This is a genomic window from Mycobacterium sp. smrl_JER01, from assembly GCF_048513595.2.
Classification (GTDB): Bacteria; Actinomycetota; Actinomycetes; order Mycobacteriales; family Mycobacteriaceae; genus Mycobacterium.
In genome coordinates, this window is sequence record NZ_JBLXXK020000001.1 from 2,344,084 (window position 1) to 2,363,119 (window position 19,036).

The following is a 19,036-nucleotide window of genomic DNA, read 5'->3' on the forward strand; positions in this document are numbered from 1 at the left end:
CGCCCCCTCTTGAGGTGACGGCTGCACGCCGGATCGTGGGAGTCAGTGTGTCTGAGTGGTGGTGGCGGCGGTGGGGACGGTCAGACCATTTCGACTGGTTCAGCGCGTACCTGCGGGACCGGGGGCTGCAGACCCCGTGGCGGTGGGGAACCTTCGCCTTCACCGTGTTCGTCGGCGCGGTACCGGTCATGACGCTGGCGAGCCCGGAAGGTCCCAGCGGAGCGGGGACCGGGGTGGCCGTCGCGGCCTCCGTGGCCGGGTTCATGGCATCGACGTTGTGGTTGTTCCGCTGGCCCACCCGCTCTCAATCGCTCGTATATGCCGGGATCTGTACCGCGTGCATCGCGGTGGGCTGCCTGGTGATGCCCAACCCGTACGGCGGACTGATGGGGTGCACGGTGTTCGCCGCGATCGGCGGTTTCCTCGCCTACTTCCACGCGTTCGCGCACGTTCTGCTGAACTTCGCTTTCGCGGCGGCCTGTGCGGCAGTGTCAGCGGCCCGGATGTTCGGCGAGACGGGGGATCTCGCCATCGTCACGGCTTCGGCACTGATCGTCCTCGGCCTGAACCTCGGTGTGCCGTTCGGCGTGCATTCCCTGGTACATACGCTGCACACCGATCTGCGCAACTCCGACCGTGATCCGCTCACCGGTCTGCTGAACCGGAGGTCGTTCTACAACTCGGTGTATGACCTGCTGTCGGCGCGGCGGCAGATCAACACCAACATCAACGTGACGATGGTCGATCTGGACGACTTCAAGGGTCTCAACGACAGTCGTGGCCACGCCGCCGGCGACGCGGCCCTGGTCGACGTCGCGGCGGTACTGCAACGCAGTGGCGCAGGCTCGGTGCTCGCCCGGCTCGGCGGCGAGGAGTTTGTGGTCGCCGACGCCGACACCGCATCGGGGCATGCACTGACCGCCGAGCGCATCCGCCAGGGCATCGCCGCGACGCCGTTCGAGATCACGGCCAGTCTCGGTATCTGCACCGCCACCGTCGCGGCCGGCGTCGAGGTGGAACATCCGCAGTTCATCGAGCGGTTGATCCGTGAGGCAGACGCGGCGATGTATGCCGCCAAGCGCGCGGGCGGGGACCGCGTTCTGCATCGCTATCTGGATCAGGGCGGGTCCGGACGGCGCTAGGGCGCGGGCCGGCAACGATCCCGGCCTTTTGCGCCGACACCGGGAAACCCCGACCTCGCGACGCAGGGGCCGCTCGGGTGTGCGCGTTAGGCTCAGCCGATGGCCGAGATCGCGTCGCTGCGAGTGCAGCTCATCGCCAAGACCGAGTTCACCGCGCCGCCGGACGTGCCGTGGAGCACCGATGCCGACGGCGGCGCCGCGCTGGTCGAGTTCGCCGGCCGCGCCTGCTATCAGAGTTGGTCGAAGCCCAACCCGCGCACCGCGAGCAACGCCGCATATCTGCGCCACATCATCGACGTGGGCCATTTCTCCGTGCTCGAGCATGCCTCGGTGTCGTTATACATCACCGGAATCTCGCGATCGTGCACCCATGAGCTGATCCGGCACCGGCACTTCTCCTACTCGCAGCTGTCACAGCGCTATGTGCCGGAGCACGATTCGCAGGTGGTGCCGCCGCCCGGGATCGAGGACGACCCCGAACTGCTGGACATCTTTCGCGACGCCGTCGACGCCGGCCGTGCCGCCTACACCGAACTGCTGACCCGGCTGGAATCCAGGTTGGCAACTCAGCCGAACGCCACGCTGCGGCGTAAACAGGCTCGCCAGGCGGCCCGCGCGGTACTGCCGAACGCGACCGAGACCCGGATCGTGGTCACCGGCAACTATCGGGCGTGGCGGCACTTCATCGCGATGCGCGCCAGCGAACACGCAGACCTGGAGATCCGTCGACTTGCCATCGAATGCCTGCGCCAACTCGCCGACGTCGCACCACAGGTGTTCTCCGACTTCGAGATCGCGGTGCTGGCCGATGGAACCGAGGTGGCGACCAGTCCGTTGGCAACCGAAGTCTGACCCGTCAGGCATTCGTGACCCGCGCTGGTGACCAGGTAATCTAGGTGCCCGTGAGTACCAGCGGATTCGATGCCCCGGCCCGGTTGGGCACTCTGTTGACCGCTATGGTTACTCCGTTCAAGCCGGACGGTTCGTTGGACACCGACGCTGCCGCGCAGCTGGCCCACCGCCTGGTCGACGCCGGTTGTGACGGGCTCGTGGTGTCGGGCACCACGGGCGAATCGCCGACCACCACCGACGATGAGAAGCTGCTGCTGCTGCGGACGGTCCTGGAGGCGGTCGGCGACCGGGCGCGGATCATCGCCGGCGCCGGTACCTACGACACGGCGCACACGGTGCGACTGGCGCAGGCCAGTGCGGCCGAGGGGGCGCACGGGCTGCTGATCGTCACCCCGTATTACTCGCGCCCTCCGCAAGCGGGCCTGCTGGCGCACTTCACCACGGTGGCGGACGCCACCGATCTGCCGCTGATCCTCTACGACATCCCGCCGCGCTCGGTGGTGCCGATCGAGTGGCAGACGATCCGCGAGCTGGCCGCCCACCCCAACATCGTCGCCATCAAGGACGCCAAAGGTGACCTGCACGGTGGCGGGCAGATCATCGCCGAGACCGGGCTGGCGTACTACTCGGGAGACGATGCGCTGAACCTGCCGTGGCTGACGATGGGCGCCGTCGGTCTGATCAGCGTGTGGGGTCACCTGGCCGCCGGTCAGTTGCGAGACATGGTGACCGCATTCGCCTCTGGCGACGTGGCGACCGCCCGCAAGATCTGCGTGACGCTCGGACCGCTGGCACAGGCGCAGTCGCGCCTCGGCGGGGTGACGTTGTCGAAGGCCGGCTTACGCCTGCAGGGCTTCGACGCGGGTGAACCACGGCTGCCGCAGATTCCCGTCACGGCGGAGGAGCGCGAGGCGCTGGCCGCCGACATGCGCGCGGCCGGGGTGTTGCGCTAGTGATCTCCGAGTTGACTGCGCCGGGGCCGCTGGCTCCCGGCGGTCTGCGGGTGACCGCCCTGGGTGGTATTGGCGAGATCGGCCGCAACATGACCGTTTTCGAGCATTTGGGCCGGCTGCTGGTCGTGGACTGCGGGGTGTTGTTCCCGACCCATGACGAACCCGGCGTCGATCTGATCCTGCCGGATCTACGCCACGTCGAGGGCCGCCTCGACGATATCGAAGCGCTGGTGGTCACCCACGCTCACGAGGACCACATCGGTGCGATCCCGTTCCTGCTCAAGCAGCGGCCGGACATCCCGATCGTCGGCTCGAAGTTCACTCTCGCTCTGGTGGCCGCGAAGTGCCGGGAGCATCGTCTCTCCCCGAAGTTCGTCGAGGTCGCCGAGGGGCAGAAGAGCACCCACGGCGTGTTCGAGTGCCAGTACTTCGCGGTCAACCATTCCATCCCCGGGTGCCTGGCGATCGGCATCCACACCGGTGCCGGCACCGTGCTGCACACCGGTGACATCAAACTCGACCAATTGCCCCCGGACGGCAGGCCCACGGATCTGCCCGGCATGTCCCGTCTCGGTGACGCCGGTGTCGACCTGTTTCTCTGCGATTCGACGAATTCGGAGATTCCGGGTGTCGGCCCCTCCGAGAGCGAGGTCGGGCCGGCGCTGCACCGGCTGATGCGCGGAGCCGACGGCCGGGTGATCGTGGCGTGCTTCGCCTCCAACGTCGATCGCGTGCAGTCGATCATCGACGCCGCCGTGGCATTGGGGCGGCGGGTCTCCTTCGTGGGGCGCTCGATGGTGCGCAACATGGGCATCGCCCGCGACCTGGGCTATCTGAAGGTCGCCGACGAGGACGTCCTCGACATCGCGGCGGCCGAGATGATGCCCGCCGACCGGGTGGTGCTCATCACCACCGGGACGCAGGGCGAACCGATGGCGGCATTGTCTCGGATGTCGCGTGGCGAGCACCGCAGCATCACCCTGACGGCAGGTGACCTGATCATTCTGTCGTCCTCGCTGATCCCCGGGAACGAGGAAGCGGTTTACGGTGTGATGGATGCGCTGGCCAAGATCGGCGCTCGCGTGGTCACCAATGCTCAAGCGCGCGTGCATGTTTCGGGTCATGCCTACGCCGGGGAACTGCTCTTTCTGTACAACGGGGTGCGTCCGCGCAATGTCATGCCCGTGCACGGGACCTGGCGGATGTTGCGCGCCAACGCAGCGCTGGCGGCCAGCACCGGTGTGCCGCAGGAGAACGTCGTGCTCGCCGAGAACGGGGTGAGCGTCGACCTGGTGGCGGGCCGGGCCGGCATCGCCGGCGCCGTACCGGTCGGCAAGATGTTCGTCGACGGACTGATCACCGGCGACGTCGGTGACGCCACCCTGGGGGAGCGTCTCATCCTGTCGTCGGGCTTTGTCGCCGTCACGGTGATCGTGCGCCGCGGCAGCGGGAAGGTGGCCGCGCCGGCGCATCTGCAGTCCCGCGGATTCTCCGAGGACCCCAAGGCTCTCGAGCCGGTGGCCAGGCGGGTCGAGGCAGAGCTGGAGCACCTGGCTTCGCAAAACGTCACCGACCCCACCCGCATCGCTCAGGCGGTGCGACGCACCGTGGGCAAGTGGGTCGGAGAGACCTACCGCCGGCAGCCGATGATCGTGCCGACGGTCATCGAGATCTGAGTCCGGGGCGGCGTGTTCCCGCTGGCGCGGCCGACGCCACGCGTGCCGCGCCGGCCGCTGAGCTTTGCTGGAAATGTGGTACCTCGTATTATGCACGGCAGAATGGGGCCCGCAAGACTCTGCGGTGGTGATCTTCCGGCTTCGAAATAGTGTTTGCCGTCAATTTCACATCAGAGTCGTGGCCGGTCTTGCCCGGGCAGGACGCGGTGATTTTTGACTGATCAATGAGATTGTGCCCGTGCGGCCGCATGGCGTCTGGTTCATCTGGTCGGCGGCCCGCTGCGTAGCTCGGACGACGCCGTGATCCGGGGCGGCGGTGTGCAAGCTCGGTGGCGGCGGTGCGCGAATACGGATCGATCCGCGCGGAGCGCCCTTTGCTGGGAGTCCGTACCCGATCAGATGGCTTCGAGTCGGTATCCGAGTCCGCGCAGCGTGACGAGCCGGTTTGCGCCGAGCTTGCGACGCAGATAGCGGACGTAGACATCGACGACGTTGGAGCCGGCCTCGTAATGCTCACCCCAGACCTGGCGGAGCAGCTGCTCGCGCGAGAGCACCTGACCCGGGTGCCGCAGGAACGTCTCGGCCAGCTTGCACTCCCGCGCCGAGAGGTCCACGGCGTAGTCGCCGACGTGAGCCCGTCGGGTCCGCAGATCCAGCAGCAGGTCGCCATAGGTCAGCGTCGTCGGTCCCGCCGGCCGTTGCGTCCCGAGCCGTAGCCGGACCCGCGTCAACAGCTCCTCGAGTCGGAAAGGTTTGACGATGTGGTCGTCCGCGCCGGCCTGGACGACCGCGGAAGTCTCTGCCGCGCCGGCGCGCGACGTCAGCATGAGCACCGGAAGTGCACTGCCCTCGGCGCGCAACCGGCGCAGCACGGTGAATCCGTCCACCCGCGGCAGCGCCGCGTCGAGCAACATCAGATCGAAATCACCACTGCGGGCATGGCGGTAGGCCGATGGTCCATCCATCACCACGGTCCCGGCGAAGCCGTTGGCCAACAAGCCCTTTCGGACAAACGCGGAGATCCGAGGCTCATGCTCGGCGATCAGCACGGCGGCCACGAACCCGTCGCTTCCCCGGCGAGCATCACGTCCCTCTCCTGGCCGACAACTGCCGCGAGCAGACCCGTCGAAAACCTCGGCTTTCGCCAGCCACCCGACTGTTCTCGATGTTACGCCGATCCGACAAGGTCCGGTCCGGTGCCGCAGTGGATCAGCGCTCGGCCAGCACCGTCCACTCGATGGGGGAGGCGGTCACCGCGCGGCCGGTCGGGCGGATGTAGGTGTCCCGAAAGTAGCTCGGACCGGCCTGCTCGACGAGGCGCCAGCCGTTCTCGGCGAGCAGGTCTGCGACATCCTCGGGCACCAGACCCGACCGCCACACGGCGTCGCGGGTGCGGAATCGCCGGTACACGCGTTCGGCGCCGTGTAGTTCGGTGCCGTCGATGAAATCTTGCCGGATGTAGGTGAAGATCAGCCTGCTGCCGGGGGCGGCGCCGCCGGTCTGGGCCAGTGTCGCGCGCACCGCGTCCGGGCTAAGGTACTGCGTTACCCCTTCCCAGATGAAGAACGTGCGTCGGTCCCGGCGGTACCCGTACGACTCCAGCGTCGGGAGCAACGTATCCTTCTCGAAGTCGACGGGCACCAGATGCACTGACGGGGGAATGGCGCCGAAGACCCGCGAAAGCGCGGCCGCTTTGCGGTCGATGTTGACCTGCTGATCGACTTCGAAAACCGGTAAGTCGCCGTGTCGGGCGATCCGGCAGGCCCGCGTGTCGAGTCCGGCGCCCAGCACCACCACGGCATCGGTCTCGTTCAGTGGATCCGACAGCCGTTCGTCGATGTACCGTTTGCGGCAGACCACGCTGGCCCAGAGTCCGGGGCCGGATCGTTCGGCGGCTGCCATCGCCGACCGGCGCAGTGCCCCGTGGCGAGTCATCCAGACCAGCGTGCGCAGCCGTCGCGGCAGGAACGACGCCGCCAGATCGTCGTCGACCAGGCGGCGGTGCGCCGGCTCGTTGTGCTCGATCGCCGCCAGCACCATCGGCCCGAAAGCGGTCTGCGCTGCGGCGTTTCGAGCACTCATCGTTTGTTGACGTACCCCGCGTCGACCGGAAGCGTGATTCCCGTGACATAGCGGGCGGCATCGGACACCAGCCAGAAGACTGCGTTGGCGATGTCCTCCGGTTCCAGCGCCGACACCGGCAGTGCGTTGCCCATGTCGGGCCCGCCCTGACTCTGCTGCGCCATGCCGTCGAGCCATGAGCGGGTGAACTCGTTGTCGATCATCGGGGTGTGCACCGCCGACGGATGGATCGAATTCACCCGGATCCGGTATTGGGCAAGGAAATTCGCGTAGACGCGCATGATGCCGACAATGCCGTGCTTGGCCGCGGCATAGCCCACCGACCCGGCCAGTGGCGCGCCGAGCCCGACCAGGCCGGCGACCGAACTGGTGAGCACGATCGAACCGCCGTTGCCGAACTTGACCATCGGCTTCATCGTGACGTCGATCGTGTTGTAGACGCCGGTGAGGTTGACGTCGATGACGTCCTGCCACGCATCGGGGGCCGCCATCGGCGCGATACCGGCGTTGGCGACCACGATGTCGAGTCGGTCGCCCAACTTCTCTGTCCCGTCGCGCACCGCGGCCTTCACCGCGTCGCGGTCCCGCACGTCGGCCTCGTAGGCGAGGATGCGGGCGCCGGTGTCCTCGACGAGTGCGACTGTTGCGGCCAGATCGTCGGGGGTGGCCAGCGGGTAGGGGACCGATTCGATCGGTGCGCACAGATCGAGTGCGATGATGTCGGCCCCTTCGGCGGCCAGCTTGACCGCGTGTGCGCGACCTTGCCCGCGTGCGGCACCGGTGATGAAGGCGACCTTGCCAGTGAGTTCACCCATGTCGATCCGCTACGGCCGCAGCTGGCCCTTGGCCGGGTCGCCGGCGACCACGGGCTGGAGCATCGTGATGTCGGGTGCGCCGTCGAGCAGCTCGCCGACCGTGCCGAACAGTGTGGCCACCGAAGGGGCCGCGCTGTGCTTCTGCAACGCGTCGGCGTCGGTCCACTGCTCCACGAAAACGAACGTGCCGTCGGCTTCGTGCAGGGCGTACAGTTCGCACCCCGGTTCACCGTGGACCGCTTCGATGGCCGTCTGGCATGCGGTGCGCACCGCGTCCACGGACTCGGGCTTGGCCTTCATGGTGGCGATGACGACGACGGGCATTCGTGCTCCTCGGTCGAGTGATTCTGGACAGTTGTCCACCCTACTCAGCCGATGTCCTCGGAGGCCCATGGCGTCGCGGCACTGCGCGGGGGAGTGTCACCAATCTGTGACCAGTGTGGCAGATGGTGCTTCTGGGGCGGTAGCGACTAGGCTGGTTGCCATGGCGAGTAAGACCGCGGCCCGATCTTCTGGACGTCAGACCAGGTCAAAGGCCGCATCGCGCGGTGGGGCGCGGCCTGCGCGCCCGTCGGCACCGCGCCGCAAACCGGCACGACGGGGTCCGTCCCCGGTCGCTGCGGCCGGAACGGCGGTCGGTCGTGGGGTGCGCGCGAGCTGGTTGATGCTGGCGAAGGGGGCGGGCAGCACCGCGCGGTCGGTCGGCCGCGCACGCGAGCTGGAACCCGGACACCGGCGCGATGGTGTCGCGCTCGCGCTGCTGGGGCTGGCGGTCGTGGTGGCCGCCGGCTCCTGGTTCGACGCGGCCCGCCCGGTGGGTGCCTGGATCGACACCACGGTGCGGGTGGTCATCGGGGCGGCCGTGGTACTGATGCCGATCGTGCTCGCGACACTCGGGGTGATCCTGATGCGGTCGGAACCCGATCCGGAATCCCGACCTCGGCTGATCCTCGGGTTCACGATGATCGCGCTGCCGCTCCTGGGCCTGTGGCACCTGTGGTCGGGTTCGCCGCAGGATCCGGTCGCCCGCCAGCACGCCGGCGGCTTCCTCGGGTTTGCGATCGGCGGCCCCCTCGCGGACGGGTTGACGGCGTGGATCGCCGCACCGCTGCTGTTCATCGGGGTGCTGTTCGGTCTGCTGCTGGTGACCGGAACCACGATCCGGGAAGTGCCCGAGGTGGTTCGCGACATGTTCACCACACGCTGGCAGCGCGACGAGTACGACGAAGACGAGTACGACGACGAGTACGGCGAGTACGGCGACGAAGGCGGCGATCGGGACGACGTCTCCGACGGCTACTACGACGACGTCGACCTGGCCGCCGATCAGGGGCAATCGTGGCCGACGGCCGATCAGCCGACCGTGGAGCTCGACAAAGCCCCCGACAGCCCGCCGACGCCTGCCGGTTCGCCGATGGACAACTATCCGCTCGACGACGACGCTCCCACCTCTGCCGAGCCGGCCCCGCGCGCCCGCAAGAAGCAATCCAAGGCGGCCAAGCTCGTCATGGACCGGGTCGTCGAGGGCCCCTACGCCTTGCCGTCGCTGGACCTGCTCATCGCCGGCGATCCGCCCAAGCGGTTGACGGCGGCCAACCAGCAGATGACCGACGCCATCACCTCGGTGCTACAGCAGTTCAAGGTCGACGCCGCGGTCACCGGATGCACCCGCGGGCCGACCGTCACGCGCTACGAGGTCGAACTCGGGCCCGGGGTGAAGGTCGAGAAGATCACCGCGCTGCACCGCAACATCGCCTACGCGGTGGCCACCGAAAGCGTGCGCATGCTCGCACCGATCCCGGGCAAGTCGGCCGTGGGTATCGAGGTGCCCAACACCGATCGTGAGACGGTGCGTCTGGCCGACGTGCTCACCGACCCGGTGACCCGTTCGGACCACCACCCGCTCGTCATCGGCCTCGGCAAGGACATCGAGGGCGAGATGATCTCGGCCAACCTGGCCAAGATGCCTCACCTGCTCGTCGCCGGCTCCACCGGGTCGGGCAAGTCGAGCTTCGTGAACTCGATGCTGGTGTCGCTGCTCGCCCGTGCGACACCCGACGAGGTCAGGATGATCCTGATCGACCCGAAGATGGTGGAACTGACTCCCTACGAGGGCATCCCGCATCTGATCACGCCGATCATCACCGAGCCGAAGAAAGCCGCCGCCGCGCTGGCCTGGTTGGTCGAGGAGATGGAACAGCGGTACCAGGACATGCAGGCGTCCCGGGTGCGCCATATCGACGTGTTCAACGAGAAGGTGCGTTCAGGGGATATTTCAGCGCCGCTGGGCAGCAACCGTGAGTACAAGCCCTATCCGTACATCCTGGCGATCGTCGACGAGCTGGCCGACCTGATGATGACCGCGCCCCGCGACGTCGAAGAGGCGATCGTGCGGATCACGCAGAAGGCGCGCGCGGCGGGCATTCATCTGGTCTTGGCGACGCAGCGGCCGTCCGTCGACGTGGTCACCGGCCTGATCAAGACCAATGTGCCGTCCCGACTGGCGTTCGCCACCTCATCGCTGACCGACAGTCGCGTCATCCTCGATCAGCCGGGTGCCGAGAAGCTGATCGGTATGGGCGACGGTCTGTTCCTGCCGATGGGCGCCAACAAGCCGCTGCGCCTGCAGGGGGCGTTCATCACCGACGAGGAGATCCACGCGGTCGTCTCGGCCACCAAGGACCAGGCCGAGCCGGAGTTCGTCGAGGGAGTCACCGCGGTCAAGGCCGGCGAACGCAAAGACGTCGACCCCGACATCGGCGACGATATGGACGTGCTGCTGCAGGCGGTCGAGCTGGTGGTGTCATCGCAGTTCGGCTCGACCTCGATGTTGCAGCGCAAGCTTCGGGTCGGGTTCGCCAAGGCCGGCCGGCTGATGGACCTGATGGAGACCCGCGGGATCGTCGGGCCGTCGGAGGGGTCGAAGGCGCGCGAGGTGCTGGTCAAGCCCGATGAACTGGCGGGCACGCTGGCGCTGATCCGTGGCGGCTCAGACGCGAACGGCGCCACCGACGCCGAGGACGAGCCCGGTTTCTGACCGAACCCCGATCAGAGGGTGAGCAGCATCCGGGTGTTGCCCAGGATGTTGGGCTTGACGTAGGACAGGTCGAGGAACTCGGCGACACCGGTGTCATAGGAGCGGCACATCTCCTCGTACACCTCCGCGGTGACCGGTGTGCCGTCGATCTCGGTGAAACCGTGCCGCCCGAAGAACTCCACCTCGAAGGTGAGCACGAAGATACGTTGCAGATGCAGTTCGGCGGCCACGGCGAGCAGCCGTTCGACGATCGCGTGGCCGACGCCGCGGCCGCGCACCTTCGGGTGCACCGCGACCGTGCGCACCTCGCCGAGGTCCGACCAGAGCACGTGCAGGGCACCGCAACCGATCAACTCACCGTCGAGCTCGGCGACCCAGAACTCCTGCACCGACTCGTAGAGAGTCACCAGGTTCTTCTCCAGCAGGATCCTGCCGGCGTAGATGTCGACGAGTGCCTTGATCCCCGGCACATCGGAGGTCCGTGCGCGGCGCACCAGCAGCTGACCGGCCGATGCGTCCGGATCTGCGCTCATGCTCCGAAGAGTATCCGCATGCGCAACCAGTATTCTGTGGCGGTGCCGGGCCAACCACATACCGATCCTGTGGTCCCGCGTGCCCGGGTGGCGAACCTCGCCAACATCCTCACCGGCGTCCGGATGGCGCTCGTGCCGGTTTTCCTGGTCGCGCTCTTCGTCGGCGACGGTCACGAAACCACATGGCGGATAACCGCATTCGCCATTTTTGCGGTGGCGGTGATCACCGACCACCTCGACGGGGCGCTGGCCCGCAGCTACGGCATGGTCACCGAGTTCGGCACCCTGGCGGATCCGATCGCCGACAAGGCTCTCATCGGCGCGGCCCTGGTCGGACTTTCCCTCCTCGGGGATCTGCCGTGGTGGGTGACCGTGGTGATCCTGATCCGTGAGCTGGGGGTGACCGTCCTGCGCCTGGTGGTGCTGCGCCGCGGGGTGATCCCGGCCAGCCGCGGCGGCAAGCTCAAGACCCTTGTGCAGGCGGTGGCGATCGGCCTGTTCGTGCTACCACTCGCCGGTGGCTGGTTGACCGCGGCATGGGTGCTCATGCTCGCCGCGGTGGTGCTGACCGTGGCCACCGGTGTGGACTACTTCGTGTCGGCGGTGAGGGACTGGCGTGGACGACCCGCTGATCGATGACGACGCCCGCGCCGTGGTCGCTGACCTGACGGTGCGCAGGCAGACGGTGGCCACCGCCGAATCGCTGACGGCCGGTCTGCTGGCCGCGACCCTGGCCGGGGTACCGGGCGCCAGCGCGGTGTTGCGGGGCGGCCTGGTCACCTACACGGTGCAGACCAAGACCGAACTGGCCGGTGTGGCGCCCGAACTGCTCGCCGATGCCGGTCCGGTATCCGAACCGACCGCCCGCGCCCTGGCCGTCGGCGCCGCCCAGCGCTGCGGCGCCACCTGGGGTGTCGGCCTCACCGGCGTGGCCGGGCCCGAACCGCACGGCGGCCATCCGGTCGGGACGGTGTTCCTCGGCCTGGCCGGTCCGGTGGACACCGAGGTGGTGCCTCTGCACCTCCCCGGCGGCCGCTGGGACGTCAGGTTGGCCGCCGTCCGCGCGGCGGTGCACCACCTGCGCCGCGTGGTCGAACGACAGTGACCGCGGCCCGACCGAAGCCGGTGTGGGGTTGACGACCGTTCCCCCCCGGGACGGAGCCCGACGGACCGGGTGCGAACTTCGGGAACCATCCGGGCGGTATCCGGCGTTGGTCTGGTGAGCACACCGACGTCAATTCGGAAGGGGCGCGCGATGACGACATTGCTGCGCGAGGTCATCGGCGACGTGCTGCGTCGCGCCCGGGTCGAGCAGGGCCGCACCCTGCGTGAGGTCTCGGATTCGGCGCGGGTGAGCCTGGGTTACCTGTCCGAGGTGGAACGCGGCCGCAAGGAAGCCTCCAGTGAACTGCTCAGCGCGATCTGCGGTGCGCTGGACATCCCGCTGTCGCGGGTGCTGTCGGAGGCCGGCGACGACCTCGCCGTCGAAGAATCGCGTGCCGCCCAAACCGCCGGCGCGGGCCGCATCGACGTGAGCACCAAGGTCGTCATTCCGCAGGTTGTGTCGATGGCGGTGGCCTGACCGGTTACCCGTGCGGGGTGTGGCGATGTGCGCGGAACCGATAAGTTGGGTGCCGAGTAGCTCGCGGTACAGCGGACACAGTTCGACAGACACGAAGGCGGAATGAACTCATGGCCAATCCGTTCACCAAGGCGTGGAAATACCTCATGGCGCTGTTCAGCTCGAAGGTCGACGAGTACGCCGACCCGAAAGTGCAGATCCAGCAGGCCATCGAGGAGGCCCAGCGCCAGCATCAGGCGTTGACCCAGCAGGCCGCACAGGTGATCGGCAACCAGCGTCAGCTGGAGATGCGGCTCAATCGCCAGCTCGCCGACATCGAGAAGCTGCAGGTCAACGTGCGTCAGGCGCTCACCCTCGCCGATCAGGCCGTCGCTGCCGGTGACGCCGCGAAGGCCACCGAGTACAACAACGCCGCCGAGGCGTTCGCGGCTCAGCTGGTCACCGCCGAGCAGAGCGTCGAGGACCTCAAGGGTCTCCACGATCAGGCGTTGCAGGCCGCCGGTCAGGCCAAGAAGGCCGTCGAGCAGAACGCCATGGTGTTGCAGCAGAAGATCGCCGAACGCACCAAGCTGCTCTCACAGCTCGAGCAGGCCAAGATGCAGGAACAGGTCAGCGCCTCGCTACGCTCGATGACCGAGATCGCCGCCCCGGGCAGCACGCCCAGCCTCGACGAGGTCCGCGACAAGATCGAGCGGCGCTACGCCAACGCCATGGGCTCTGCCGAGTTGGCGCAGAACTCGGTGCAGGGCCGGATGCTCGAAGTCCAGCAGGCCAGCGTCCAGATGGCCGGGCATTCCCGGCTGGAGCAGATCCGGGCCTCGATGCGCGGTGAGCAACTTCCGACCGGTGGAGCCGCCCAACCCGCACCGGCGCAGTCCCCGGCCACCCCGGCCACCAATCCGACACCGGAAAACCCGCTGTCGCAATAACATTGACGGGAGCAAGCGGTGGGTACTGCGACCAACCGAGGGGCGACCAACCGAGGGGCGACCAACCGGCCAGGGGCCTGGCGTTCCCTGGCCCAACGCGGCATCGACACCGCCGCGGAATGGTCGGACCTGGTCGCCGAGAAGCTCAACGCCGTCGCCGATCCGCGCGCCAAGCTGCTGCGTAAGCGACGCTGGGCGTTGCGGCTCGCGGTGTTTTTGACCGTGTCCGCCGTGTTCTGGGTGGCGATGACGGCGCTGGTCGCGGCATGGGACACCCCGGTGTGGGCGCTGTTCATCCCGTCCCCGATCGCCGTCGGCGCCGCGTTCCTGGCGACGCTGGCGTTTCTGCGCTACCGCTGGCTACGGGGCGAACCGCTTCCACCGCAGCGGGTGACCCGGCGTCTGCCGCCGTTCGGCTCGGCGGCCCGCCAGCCGATGGCCGCGCTGCACGCCTCCGAACGGGGGTTGTTCTCGCTGCTCGGCGTCATGGAGCGGGGCCGGATGCTGCCTGCCGACGAGCTCCGCGAACTGCGGGTCGCGGCCCAGCGCACCTCGGCAACCATGGCGGCCACCGCCACCGAGGTGGTCTCGATGGAAAAGGCCGTCACATCGGCGCCGCAATCGCGGGCCTATCTGACGCCGACGATCACAGCGTTCGCTGCCCAACTCGACAGCGGTGCGCGGCAATACAACGAGATGGTCGCCGCGGCCGCGCAACTGGTCTCCGCGGCGAACTCGGGTTCGATGTCGAGCTCGCCGATGACGCAGCGGCGCTATCGCGACGAGCTGGGGATGGCCACCGACCGGCTGATGGGCTGGGCGCAGGCGTTCGACGAGTTGGGCAGGCTGCGCGGCGCCTGACCCGGGTCAGAACCGCGGCCAGGGGGTCAGAACCGCGGGCGCAGGGACGGCACCGCCAAGGCGGCGATCGCGCGCAGCGGCGCCTTGACCATGACGTCGAACATGTCGAAGTAATCCCGCCACAGCGTGATCTGGCCGGCATCGTCGAGATCGAACCGGCCGCACACCCAGAATTGCAGGCGCAGCGGACCGACGATGATGGCATCGACGCGTTCGGTCAGCACCGTGTTGCCCTCGGCCGCCACCCGATGGAACTTCACCGCGAACCCGTACCGGCCCTGGCCCCTGCGCAGCATGGAGACCACCCGGCGGCGTCCGCGGATGCTCGGCAGACCCACGTTCTGCCACACCAGGTCGGGTGCGGACAGCGATTCCACGGTGTCGATGTCCTCGGCCTCCAGGGACAGCAGAAACCGCTCGACGATCTCTTTGGCGTCGGCGGGGGTGGCGCTGGCGGCGGTGCTGGTCACAGTGGGACGTACCTCGTCGGTCATATCGCCCGAGCCTAACCATGCCTGCTGTGGCAGGGTAGCCCGCATGCGGGTCGCCGTGGTCGCCGGACCGGATCCCGGGCACGCGTTCCCGGCCATCGCGCTGTGTCTGAAGTTCCTCGCGGCCGGAGACCAGCCGACCCTGGTGACCGGCACGAGATGGCTCGATACCGCACGCCGCCACGGCATCGACGCCGTCGAGTTGCTCGGGCTGGACCCCACCGCCGCTGATGACGACGGCGACGCCGGTGCCAAGATCCATCAGCGCGCCGCCCGGATGGCCGTTCTCAACCGCGAACCGATCGCCGCGCTGGGACCGGACCTGGTGATCTCGGATTCGATCACCACCTGCGGCGGGCTGGCCGCCGACCTGCTCGCCCTGCCCTGGGTCGAACTCAACACCCATCCGCTCTACCGCCCCTCCAAGGGGTTGCCACCGATCGGCAGCGGACTGGCGCCCGGAACGGGCCTGCGCGGCCGGCTGCGCGACGCGGCGCTGCGGGCGCTGAGCGCCCGGTCCTGGCGCGCCGGGCTGCGTCAGCGGACCGAGGCCCGGACCGGGATCGGGCTGCCCGCCCACGATCCGGGCCCGGTGCGCCGGCTGATCGCAACCCTGCCTGCGCTGGAGGTACCGCGGCCGGACTGGCCCGCCGAAGCCGTCGTCGTCGGACCGTTGCACTTCGAGCCCACAACCGAGATCCTGCGGCTGCCACCGGGCGACGGCCCCATCGTCGTGGTGGCCCCGTCCACCGCGACAACCGGCGCAGTCGGGCTGGCCGAGCTGGCGCTCGGTGCGCTGGCGCCGGGTGTGGCGCTGCCCGCCGGGTCCCGGGTGGTGGTGTCCCGTCTGGACGGTCCCGATGCCGAGGTACCGCCGTGGGCGGTGGTCGGACTGGGCCGGCAGGACGAGCTGCTGGCCCACGCCGACCTGCTGATCTGTGGCGGGGGACACGGTACGGTCGCCAAGTCGTTGTTGGCCGGTGTCCCGATGGTGATCGTGCCCGGCGGGGGAGACCAGTGGGAGATTGCGAATCGTGTTGTGCGCCAAGGCAGTGCGCGGCTGGTCCGGCCGCTGACCGCAGCGGCGCTGGTCGAGGCGGCGGGAGAAGTGCTCGGGGGGGCACGCTACCGCGAGGCTGCCCGCCGCGCAGGTGCAGGGGTGGCGGAGGTCGCCGATCCGGTACGGGTGTGCCATGACGCGGTCCGGGCCCGGGCGTAAGTTGTTGCAGGTGCGGCTGACGGAATTCCAGGAACTCGTCGAGGGTCAGTTCGGCGCGGTGCGCGCTTCGTCGATGCTGATGGACCATGTGCTCACCAGCATCGGTGGCCGCACCGCCGCGCAGGCCATCGAAGACGGTGTCGATCCCCGCGAGGTGTGGCGAGCGCTCTGCGCGGACTTCGACGTACCCCGGGACCAGTGGTGATCACGGCGCCATGACGCGCCGGAGGAACTCCAGTTGGTCCGTCTTGACCTGTGGATCGTGGTAGATGTCGAAATGCCCGTAGGGGTAGCGGCGCAGCTCGCCCTGTGCGGCACGGTGTGCCGCCTCGACCGTCGGGCCCGGCGGGGTGACCACATCCGCGTCGCATACGCACAGCAGTACCGGCATCCGTAGTCGCGCGGTCTTGCGTCCAGGGCGGTTGAAGGCGAAGGGGAACATCAGGCGAGCGGCGAATTCGTTGCGCCACAGAGAATCCGGACCGAGAATCGCCTCGAATCCGCTCTTGGCGTCCGGTGAGGTCATCGCAGCGAGGGTCCCGGGTTCGCCGACCGCGGCCACCATGTGCGCCGGCCGCCCGAGCCAAGCGCCGACCTGATCACGAGCGGCGGCGAGAAGGATGCGGGGGATGGTGCGCAGCGGTACCTGGCGCAGGCTGGCGATGGCGTCGGTGAACGGCGCCTGCGCGATGACCGCGCAGATCCGCGGATCCGCGGCGGCGACGGCGAGCACATGTCCACCGCTGAACGACGAACCCCAGACCGCGATCCGGTCGGCGTCGATGCCGTCGAGACCGCGGGCCCACCTGATCACGGTCTGGTAGTCCCGGCGCTGCTCGGCGATGTCGAGCAGCTGCCGGGGCTCACCCGACGATGCGCCGAAGTGGCGGTAGTCGAACAGCACGACCGCGTAGCCGGCCTCGCAGAACGCCTCGGCGTAGTCGGCGAGCCCGTCGTCACGGGTGGCGGTGAAACCGTGGGCCATCACCACACAGGGCACTGCGCGCCCGCCGGACTGTGGGCGATACAAGTAGGCGGCGATCTGTTCGCCGTCGACGGGGATCCGGATGTCTTGCCGAGTCATGCCGAAAAACTAGTCCGTCGGCGTGTCCACTTGTATCGAACACCTGTTCGTCTACTGTGGGTGGAGTTCGACCGCAGTCATCGAAACAGGACTTGTCGGTGGCCTCGCATAGCGTCACGGCCAACCGACCGAGAACCGGTCAACAACGACTACCGGAGAGGTATCACCATGGCGCAGCAAGCCCCTGATCGCGAGAAGGCCCTAGAGCTGGCACTGGCGCAGATCGACAAGAACTTCGGCAAGGGCTCGGTGATGCGGCTCGGCGAGGACGTGCGCCCGCCGATCTCGGTCATTCCCACCGGGTCGATCGCCCTCGACGTCGCCCTCGGAATCGGTGGGTTGCCCCGCGGCCGTGTCGTCGAGATCTACGGTCCGGAGTCCTCGGGTAAGACCACCGTCGCCCTGCACGCGGTGGCCAACGCCCAGGCCGCCGGGGGCATCGCCGCTTTCATCGACGCTGAGCACGCGCTGGATCCGGACTACGCCAAGAAGCTCGGCGTCGACACCGACGCGCTGCTGGTTTCCCAGCCCGATACCGGTGAGCAGGCACTCGAGATCGCCGACATGCTGATCCGGTCCGGTGCGCTGGACATTCTGGTCATCGACTCGGTGGCCGCATTGGTGCCGCGCGCCGAGATCGAGGGCGAGATGGGTGACAGCCATGTGGGTCTGCAGGCCCGCCTGATGAGCCAGGCGCTGCGAAAGATGACCGGCGCGCTGAACAACTCCGGGACCACCGCGATCTTCATCAACCAGCTCCGCGAGAAGATCGGCGTGATGTTCGGGTCTCCCGAGACCACCACCGGCGGTAAGGCACTGAAGTTCTACGCCTCCGTCCGCATGGATGTGCGCCGCATCGAGACCCTCAAGGACGGCACCGATGCGGTCGGTAACCGCACCCGCGTCAAGGTGGTCAAGAACAAGGTGTCGCCGCCGTTCAAGCAAGCCGAGTTCGACATCCTGTACGGCCATGGCATCAGTCGTGAGGGTTCGCTCATCGACATGGGGGTCGAGCACGGTTTCATCCGCAAGTCCGGATCGTGGTTCACCTACGACGGCGAGCAGCTGGGTCAGGGCAAGGAGAACGCCCGCAAGTTCCTGCTGGAGAACGGCGATGTGGCCAACGAGATCGAGAAGAAGATCAAAGAGAAGCTCGGTATCGGAGCCCAGTTGACCGATGGCGTGGCCGATGACGCTCTTCCCGCTCCCGTCGACTTCTAGTCCGTCGACTTCTAGTCCGTCGACTTCTGGTCCGGACAAGGGCGCCGACGAGTCCACCAAGCGTGGGGAGCAGGCGCGGGCGTTGTGCCTGCGCCTGCTCACCGCCAGGGCACGTACCCGTGCCGAGCTGGAAGCGGCGCTCGACAAACGCGGCTATTCGCAGGAAGTTTCGGCCGCAGTCCTGGACCGGCTGACCGAGGTCGGTCTGGTCGACGACGAGGATTTCGCCGAACAGTGGGTGCGCTCGCGCCGTGTCAACGCCGGGAAAGGTAAGCGTGCGCTGGCCGCAGAGTTGCGCAGAAAGGGTGTCGCCGACGAGGTGATCGACGATGCGCTGGCCGATATCGACGCCGGCGCCGAGCGCACCCGGGCCGAACAGCTCGTCCGCGACAAGCTGCGTCGCGAAAAGCTCGGCGACCCCGACGACCGGGACGCCGAGAACAAGGTGACACGACGTCTGGTGGGGATGCTGGCTCGGCGCGGCTACAACCAGTCGATGGCGCTCGATGTGGTGACCGTGGAACTGGCCAACGAGCGGCGCCGCCGGCAGGTGTGACCC

Annotated in this window: 21 protein-coding genes; 14 read left to right on the forward strand and 7 right to left on the reverse strand. The window is 68.1% G+C overall.

What is annotated here, in order from left to right:
- Nucleotides 1-47 precede the first annotated feature (47 nt).
- The 4 genes from ACNUDN_RS11075 (at nucleotide 48) to ACNUDN_RS11090 (ending at nucleotide 4,623) form a co-directional block, all read left to right on the forward strand.
- Nucleotides 48-1,142, forward strand: coding sequence for a GGDEF domain-containing protein (locus ACNUDN_RS11075; RefSeq protein ID WP_419121982.1), 1,095 nt, complete (start codon nucleotides 48-50; stop codon nucleotides 1,140-1,142).
- A 99-nt stretch (nucleotides 1,143-1,241) separates the two neighbouring features.
- Nucleotides 1,242-1,994 (forward strand): FAD-dependent thymidylate synthase, encoded by a 753-nt coding sequence (thyX, locus tag ACNUDN_RS11080; RefSeq protein ID WP_419121983.1) that lies wholly within the window; start codon nucleotides 1,242-1,244, stop codon nucleotides 1,992-1,994.
- 50 nt (nucleotides 1,995-2,044) lie between these two features.
- Nucleotides 2,045-2,947 carry a 4-hydroxy-tetrahydrodipicolinate synthase gene (gene dapA, locus ACNUDN_RS11085; protein ID WP_419121984.1) on the forward strand — a complete coding sequence of 301 codons (903 nt, stop codon included), beginning with the start codon at nucleotides 2,045-2,047 and terminating at the stop codon, nucleotides 2,945-2,947.
- A complete protein-coding gene (locus ACNUDN_RS11090; protein ID WP_419121985.1) occupies nucleotides 2,947-4,623 on the forward strand; it encodes a ribonuclease J in 1,677 nt (558 codons plus the stop codon). The genes dapA and ACNUDN_RS11090 overlap by 1 nt, the downstream gene beginning before the upstream one ends.
- A 395-nt stretch (nucleotides 4,624-5,018) precedes the next feature.
- Here ACNUDN_RS11090 and ACNUDN_RS11095 read toward each other — a convergent pair whose 3' ends face one another.
- From ACNUDN_RS11095 to ACNUDN_RS11110, 4 genes are all read right to left on the reverse strand, one after another.
- On the reverse strand, nucleotides 5,019-5,681 hold the full coding sequence (locus ACNUDN_RS11095) for a response regulator transcription factor (RefSeq protein ID WP_419121986.1): 663 nt from the start codon (nucleotides 5,679-5,681) through the stop codon (nucleotides 5,019-5,021).
- A gap of 151 nt (nucleotides 5,682-5,832) precedes the next feature.
- On the reverse strand, nucleotides 5,833-6,705 hold the full coding sequence (locus ACNUDN_RS11100; RefSeq protein ID WP_419121987.1) for an SAM-dependent methyltransferase: 873 nt from the start codon (nucleotides 6,703-6,705) through the stop codon (nucleotides 5,833-5,835).
- Nucleotides 6,702-7,520: a mycofactocin-coupled SDR family oxidoreductase gene (locus ACNUDN_RS11105; protein ID WP_419121988.1), complete on the reverse strand. Its 819-nt coding sequence runs from the start codon at nucleotides 7,518-7,520 to the stop codon at nucleotides 6,702-6,704. Before ACNUDN_RS11105 ends, ACNUDN_RS11100 begins: the two co-directional genes overlap by 4 nt.
- Before the next feature lie 9 nt (nucleotides 7,521-7,529).
- On the reverse strand, nucleotides 7,530-7,913 hold the full coding sequence (locus ACNUDN_RS11110; RefSeq protein WP_505336168.1) for a putative quinol monooxygenase: 384 nt from the start codon (nucleotides 7,911-7,913) through the stop codon (nucleotides 7,530-7,532).
- On the opposite strand from ACNUDN_RS11110, the gene ACNUDN_RS11115 reads away from it, so the two are divergent.
- A complete protein-coding gene (locus ACNUDN_RS11115) occupies nucleotides 7,912-10,557 on the forward strand; it encodes an FtsK/SpoIIIE family DNA translocase (protein ID WP_419121990.1) in 2,646 nt (881 codons plus the stop codon). The genes ACNUDN_RS11110 and ACNUDN_RS11115 overlap by 2 nt on opposite strands.
- An 11-nt stretch (nucleotides 10,558-10,568) precedes the next feature.
- On the opposite strand, the gene ACNUDN_RS11120 is transcribed toward ACNUDN_RS11115, so the two are convergent.
- Entirely contained in the window at nucleotides 10,569-11,090 is a 522-nt protein-coding gene (locus ACNUDN_RS11120; protein WP_419121991.1) for an amino-acid N-acetyltransferase, read from the reverse strand.
- An 18-nt stretch (nucleotides 11,091-11,108) separates the two neighbouring features.
- On the opposite strand from ACNUDN_RS11120, the gene pgsA reads away from it, so the two are divergent.
- From pgsA to pspM, 5 genes are all read left to right on the forward strand, one after another.
- Nucleotides 11,109-11,729, forward strand: coding sequence for a CDP-diacylglycerol--glycerol-3-phosphate 3-phosphatidyltransferase (pgsA, locus tag ACNUDN_RS11125; RefSeq protein WP_419121992.1), 621 nt, complete (start codon nucleotides 11,109-11,111; stop codon nucleotides 11,727-11,729).
- Nucleotides 11,707-12,195 carry a CinA family protein gene (locus ACNUDN_RS11130; RefSeq protein WP_419121993.1) on the forward strand — a complete coding sequence of 163 codons (489 nt, stop codon included), beginning with the start codon at nucleotides 11,707-11,709 and terminating at the stop codon, nucleotides 12,193-12,195. The genes pgsA and ACNUDN_RS11130 overlap by 23 nt, the downstream gene beginning before the upstream one ends.
- Nucleotides 12,196-12,345: 150 nt before the next feature.
- Complete coding sequence (gene clgR, locus ACNUDN_RS11135; protein WP_419121994.1) at nucleotides 12,346-12,672, forward strand: transcriptional regulator ClgR; 327 nt, start codon at nucleotides 12,346-12,348, stop codon at nucleotides 12,670-12,672.
- A 110-nt stretch (nucleotides 12,673-12,782) separates the two neighbouring features.
- A complete protein-coding gene (pspA, locus tag ACNUDN_RS11140; RefSeq protein WP_419121995.1) occupies nucleotides 12,783-13,601 on the forward strand; it encodes a phage shock protein PspA in 819 nt (272 codons plus the stop codon).
- An 18-nt stretch (nucleotides 13,602-13,619) separates the two neighbouring features.
- Entirely contained in the window at nucleotides 13,620-14,462 is an 843-nt protein-coding gene (pspM, locus tag ACNUDN_RS11145) for a phage shock envelope stress response protein PspM (RefSeq protein WP_419121996.1), read from the forward strand.
- A gap of 26 nt (nucleotides 14,463-14,488) precedes the next feature.
- On the opposite strand, the gene ACNUDN_RS11150 is transcribed toward pspM, so the two are convergent.
- Nucleotides 14,489-14,956, reverse strand: coding sequence for a limonene-1,2-epoxide hydrolase family protein (locus ACNUDN_RS11150; protein ID WP_419121997.1), 468 nt, complete (start codon nucleotides 14,954-14,956; stop codon nucleotides 14,489-14,491).
- 43 nt (nucleotides 14,957-14,999) lie between these two features.
- Here ACNUDN_RS11150 and ACNUDN_RS11155 point away from each other — a divergent pair, with 43 nt between their 5' ends.
- Together ACNUDN_RS11155 and ACNUDN_RS11160 are read left to right on the forward strand one after the other, a co-directional pair.
- The gene (locus ACNUDN_RS11155) at nucleotides 15,000-16,172 is read left to right on the forward strand and encodes a glycosyltransferase (RefSeq protein ID WP_431959856.1); all 1,173 of its coding nucleotides are present in this window, start codon (nucleotides 15,000-15,002) and stop codon (nucleotides 16,170-16,172) included.
- Between the two features lie 10 nt (nucleotides 16,173-16,182).
- Nucleotides 16,183-16,377, forward strand: a complete 195-nt coding sequence (locus tag ACNUDN_RS11160; protein ID WP_431959858.1) for a DUF3046 domain-containing protein — start codon at nucleotides 16,183-16,185, stop codon at nucleotides 16,375-16,377.
- Here ACNUDN_RS11160 and ACNUDN_RS11165 read toward each other — a convergent pair whose 3' ends face one another.
- Complete coding sequence (locus ACNUDN_RS11165) at nucleotides 16,378-17,256, reverse strand: alpha/beta hydrolase (protein WP_419121998.1); 879 nt, start codon at nucleotides 17,254-17,256, stop codon at nucleotides 16,378-16,380. It abuts the gene before it with no gap.
- 168 nt (nucleotides 17,257-17,424) lie between these two features.
- On the opposite strand from ACNUDN_RS11165, the gene recA reads away from it, so the two are divergent.
- Together recA and recX are read left to right on the forward strand one after the other, a co-directional pair.
- On the forward strand, nucleotides 17,425-18,477 hold the full coding sequence (gene recA / locus ACNUDN_RS11170; protein WP_419121999.1) for a recombinase RecA: 1,053 nt from the start codon (nucleotides 17,425-17,427) through the stop codon (nucleotides 18,475-18,477).
- Nucleotides 18,446-19,033, forward strand: a complete 588-nt coding sequence (gene recX / locus ACNUDN_RS11175; RefSeq protein ID WP_419122000.1) for a recombination regulator RecX — start codon at nucleotides 18,446-18,448, stop codon at nucleotides 19,031-19,033. Before recA ends, recX begins: the two co-directional genes overlap by 32 nt.
- Nucleotides 19,034-19,036 lie beyond the last annotated feature (3 nt).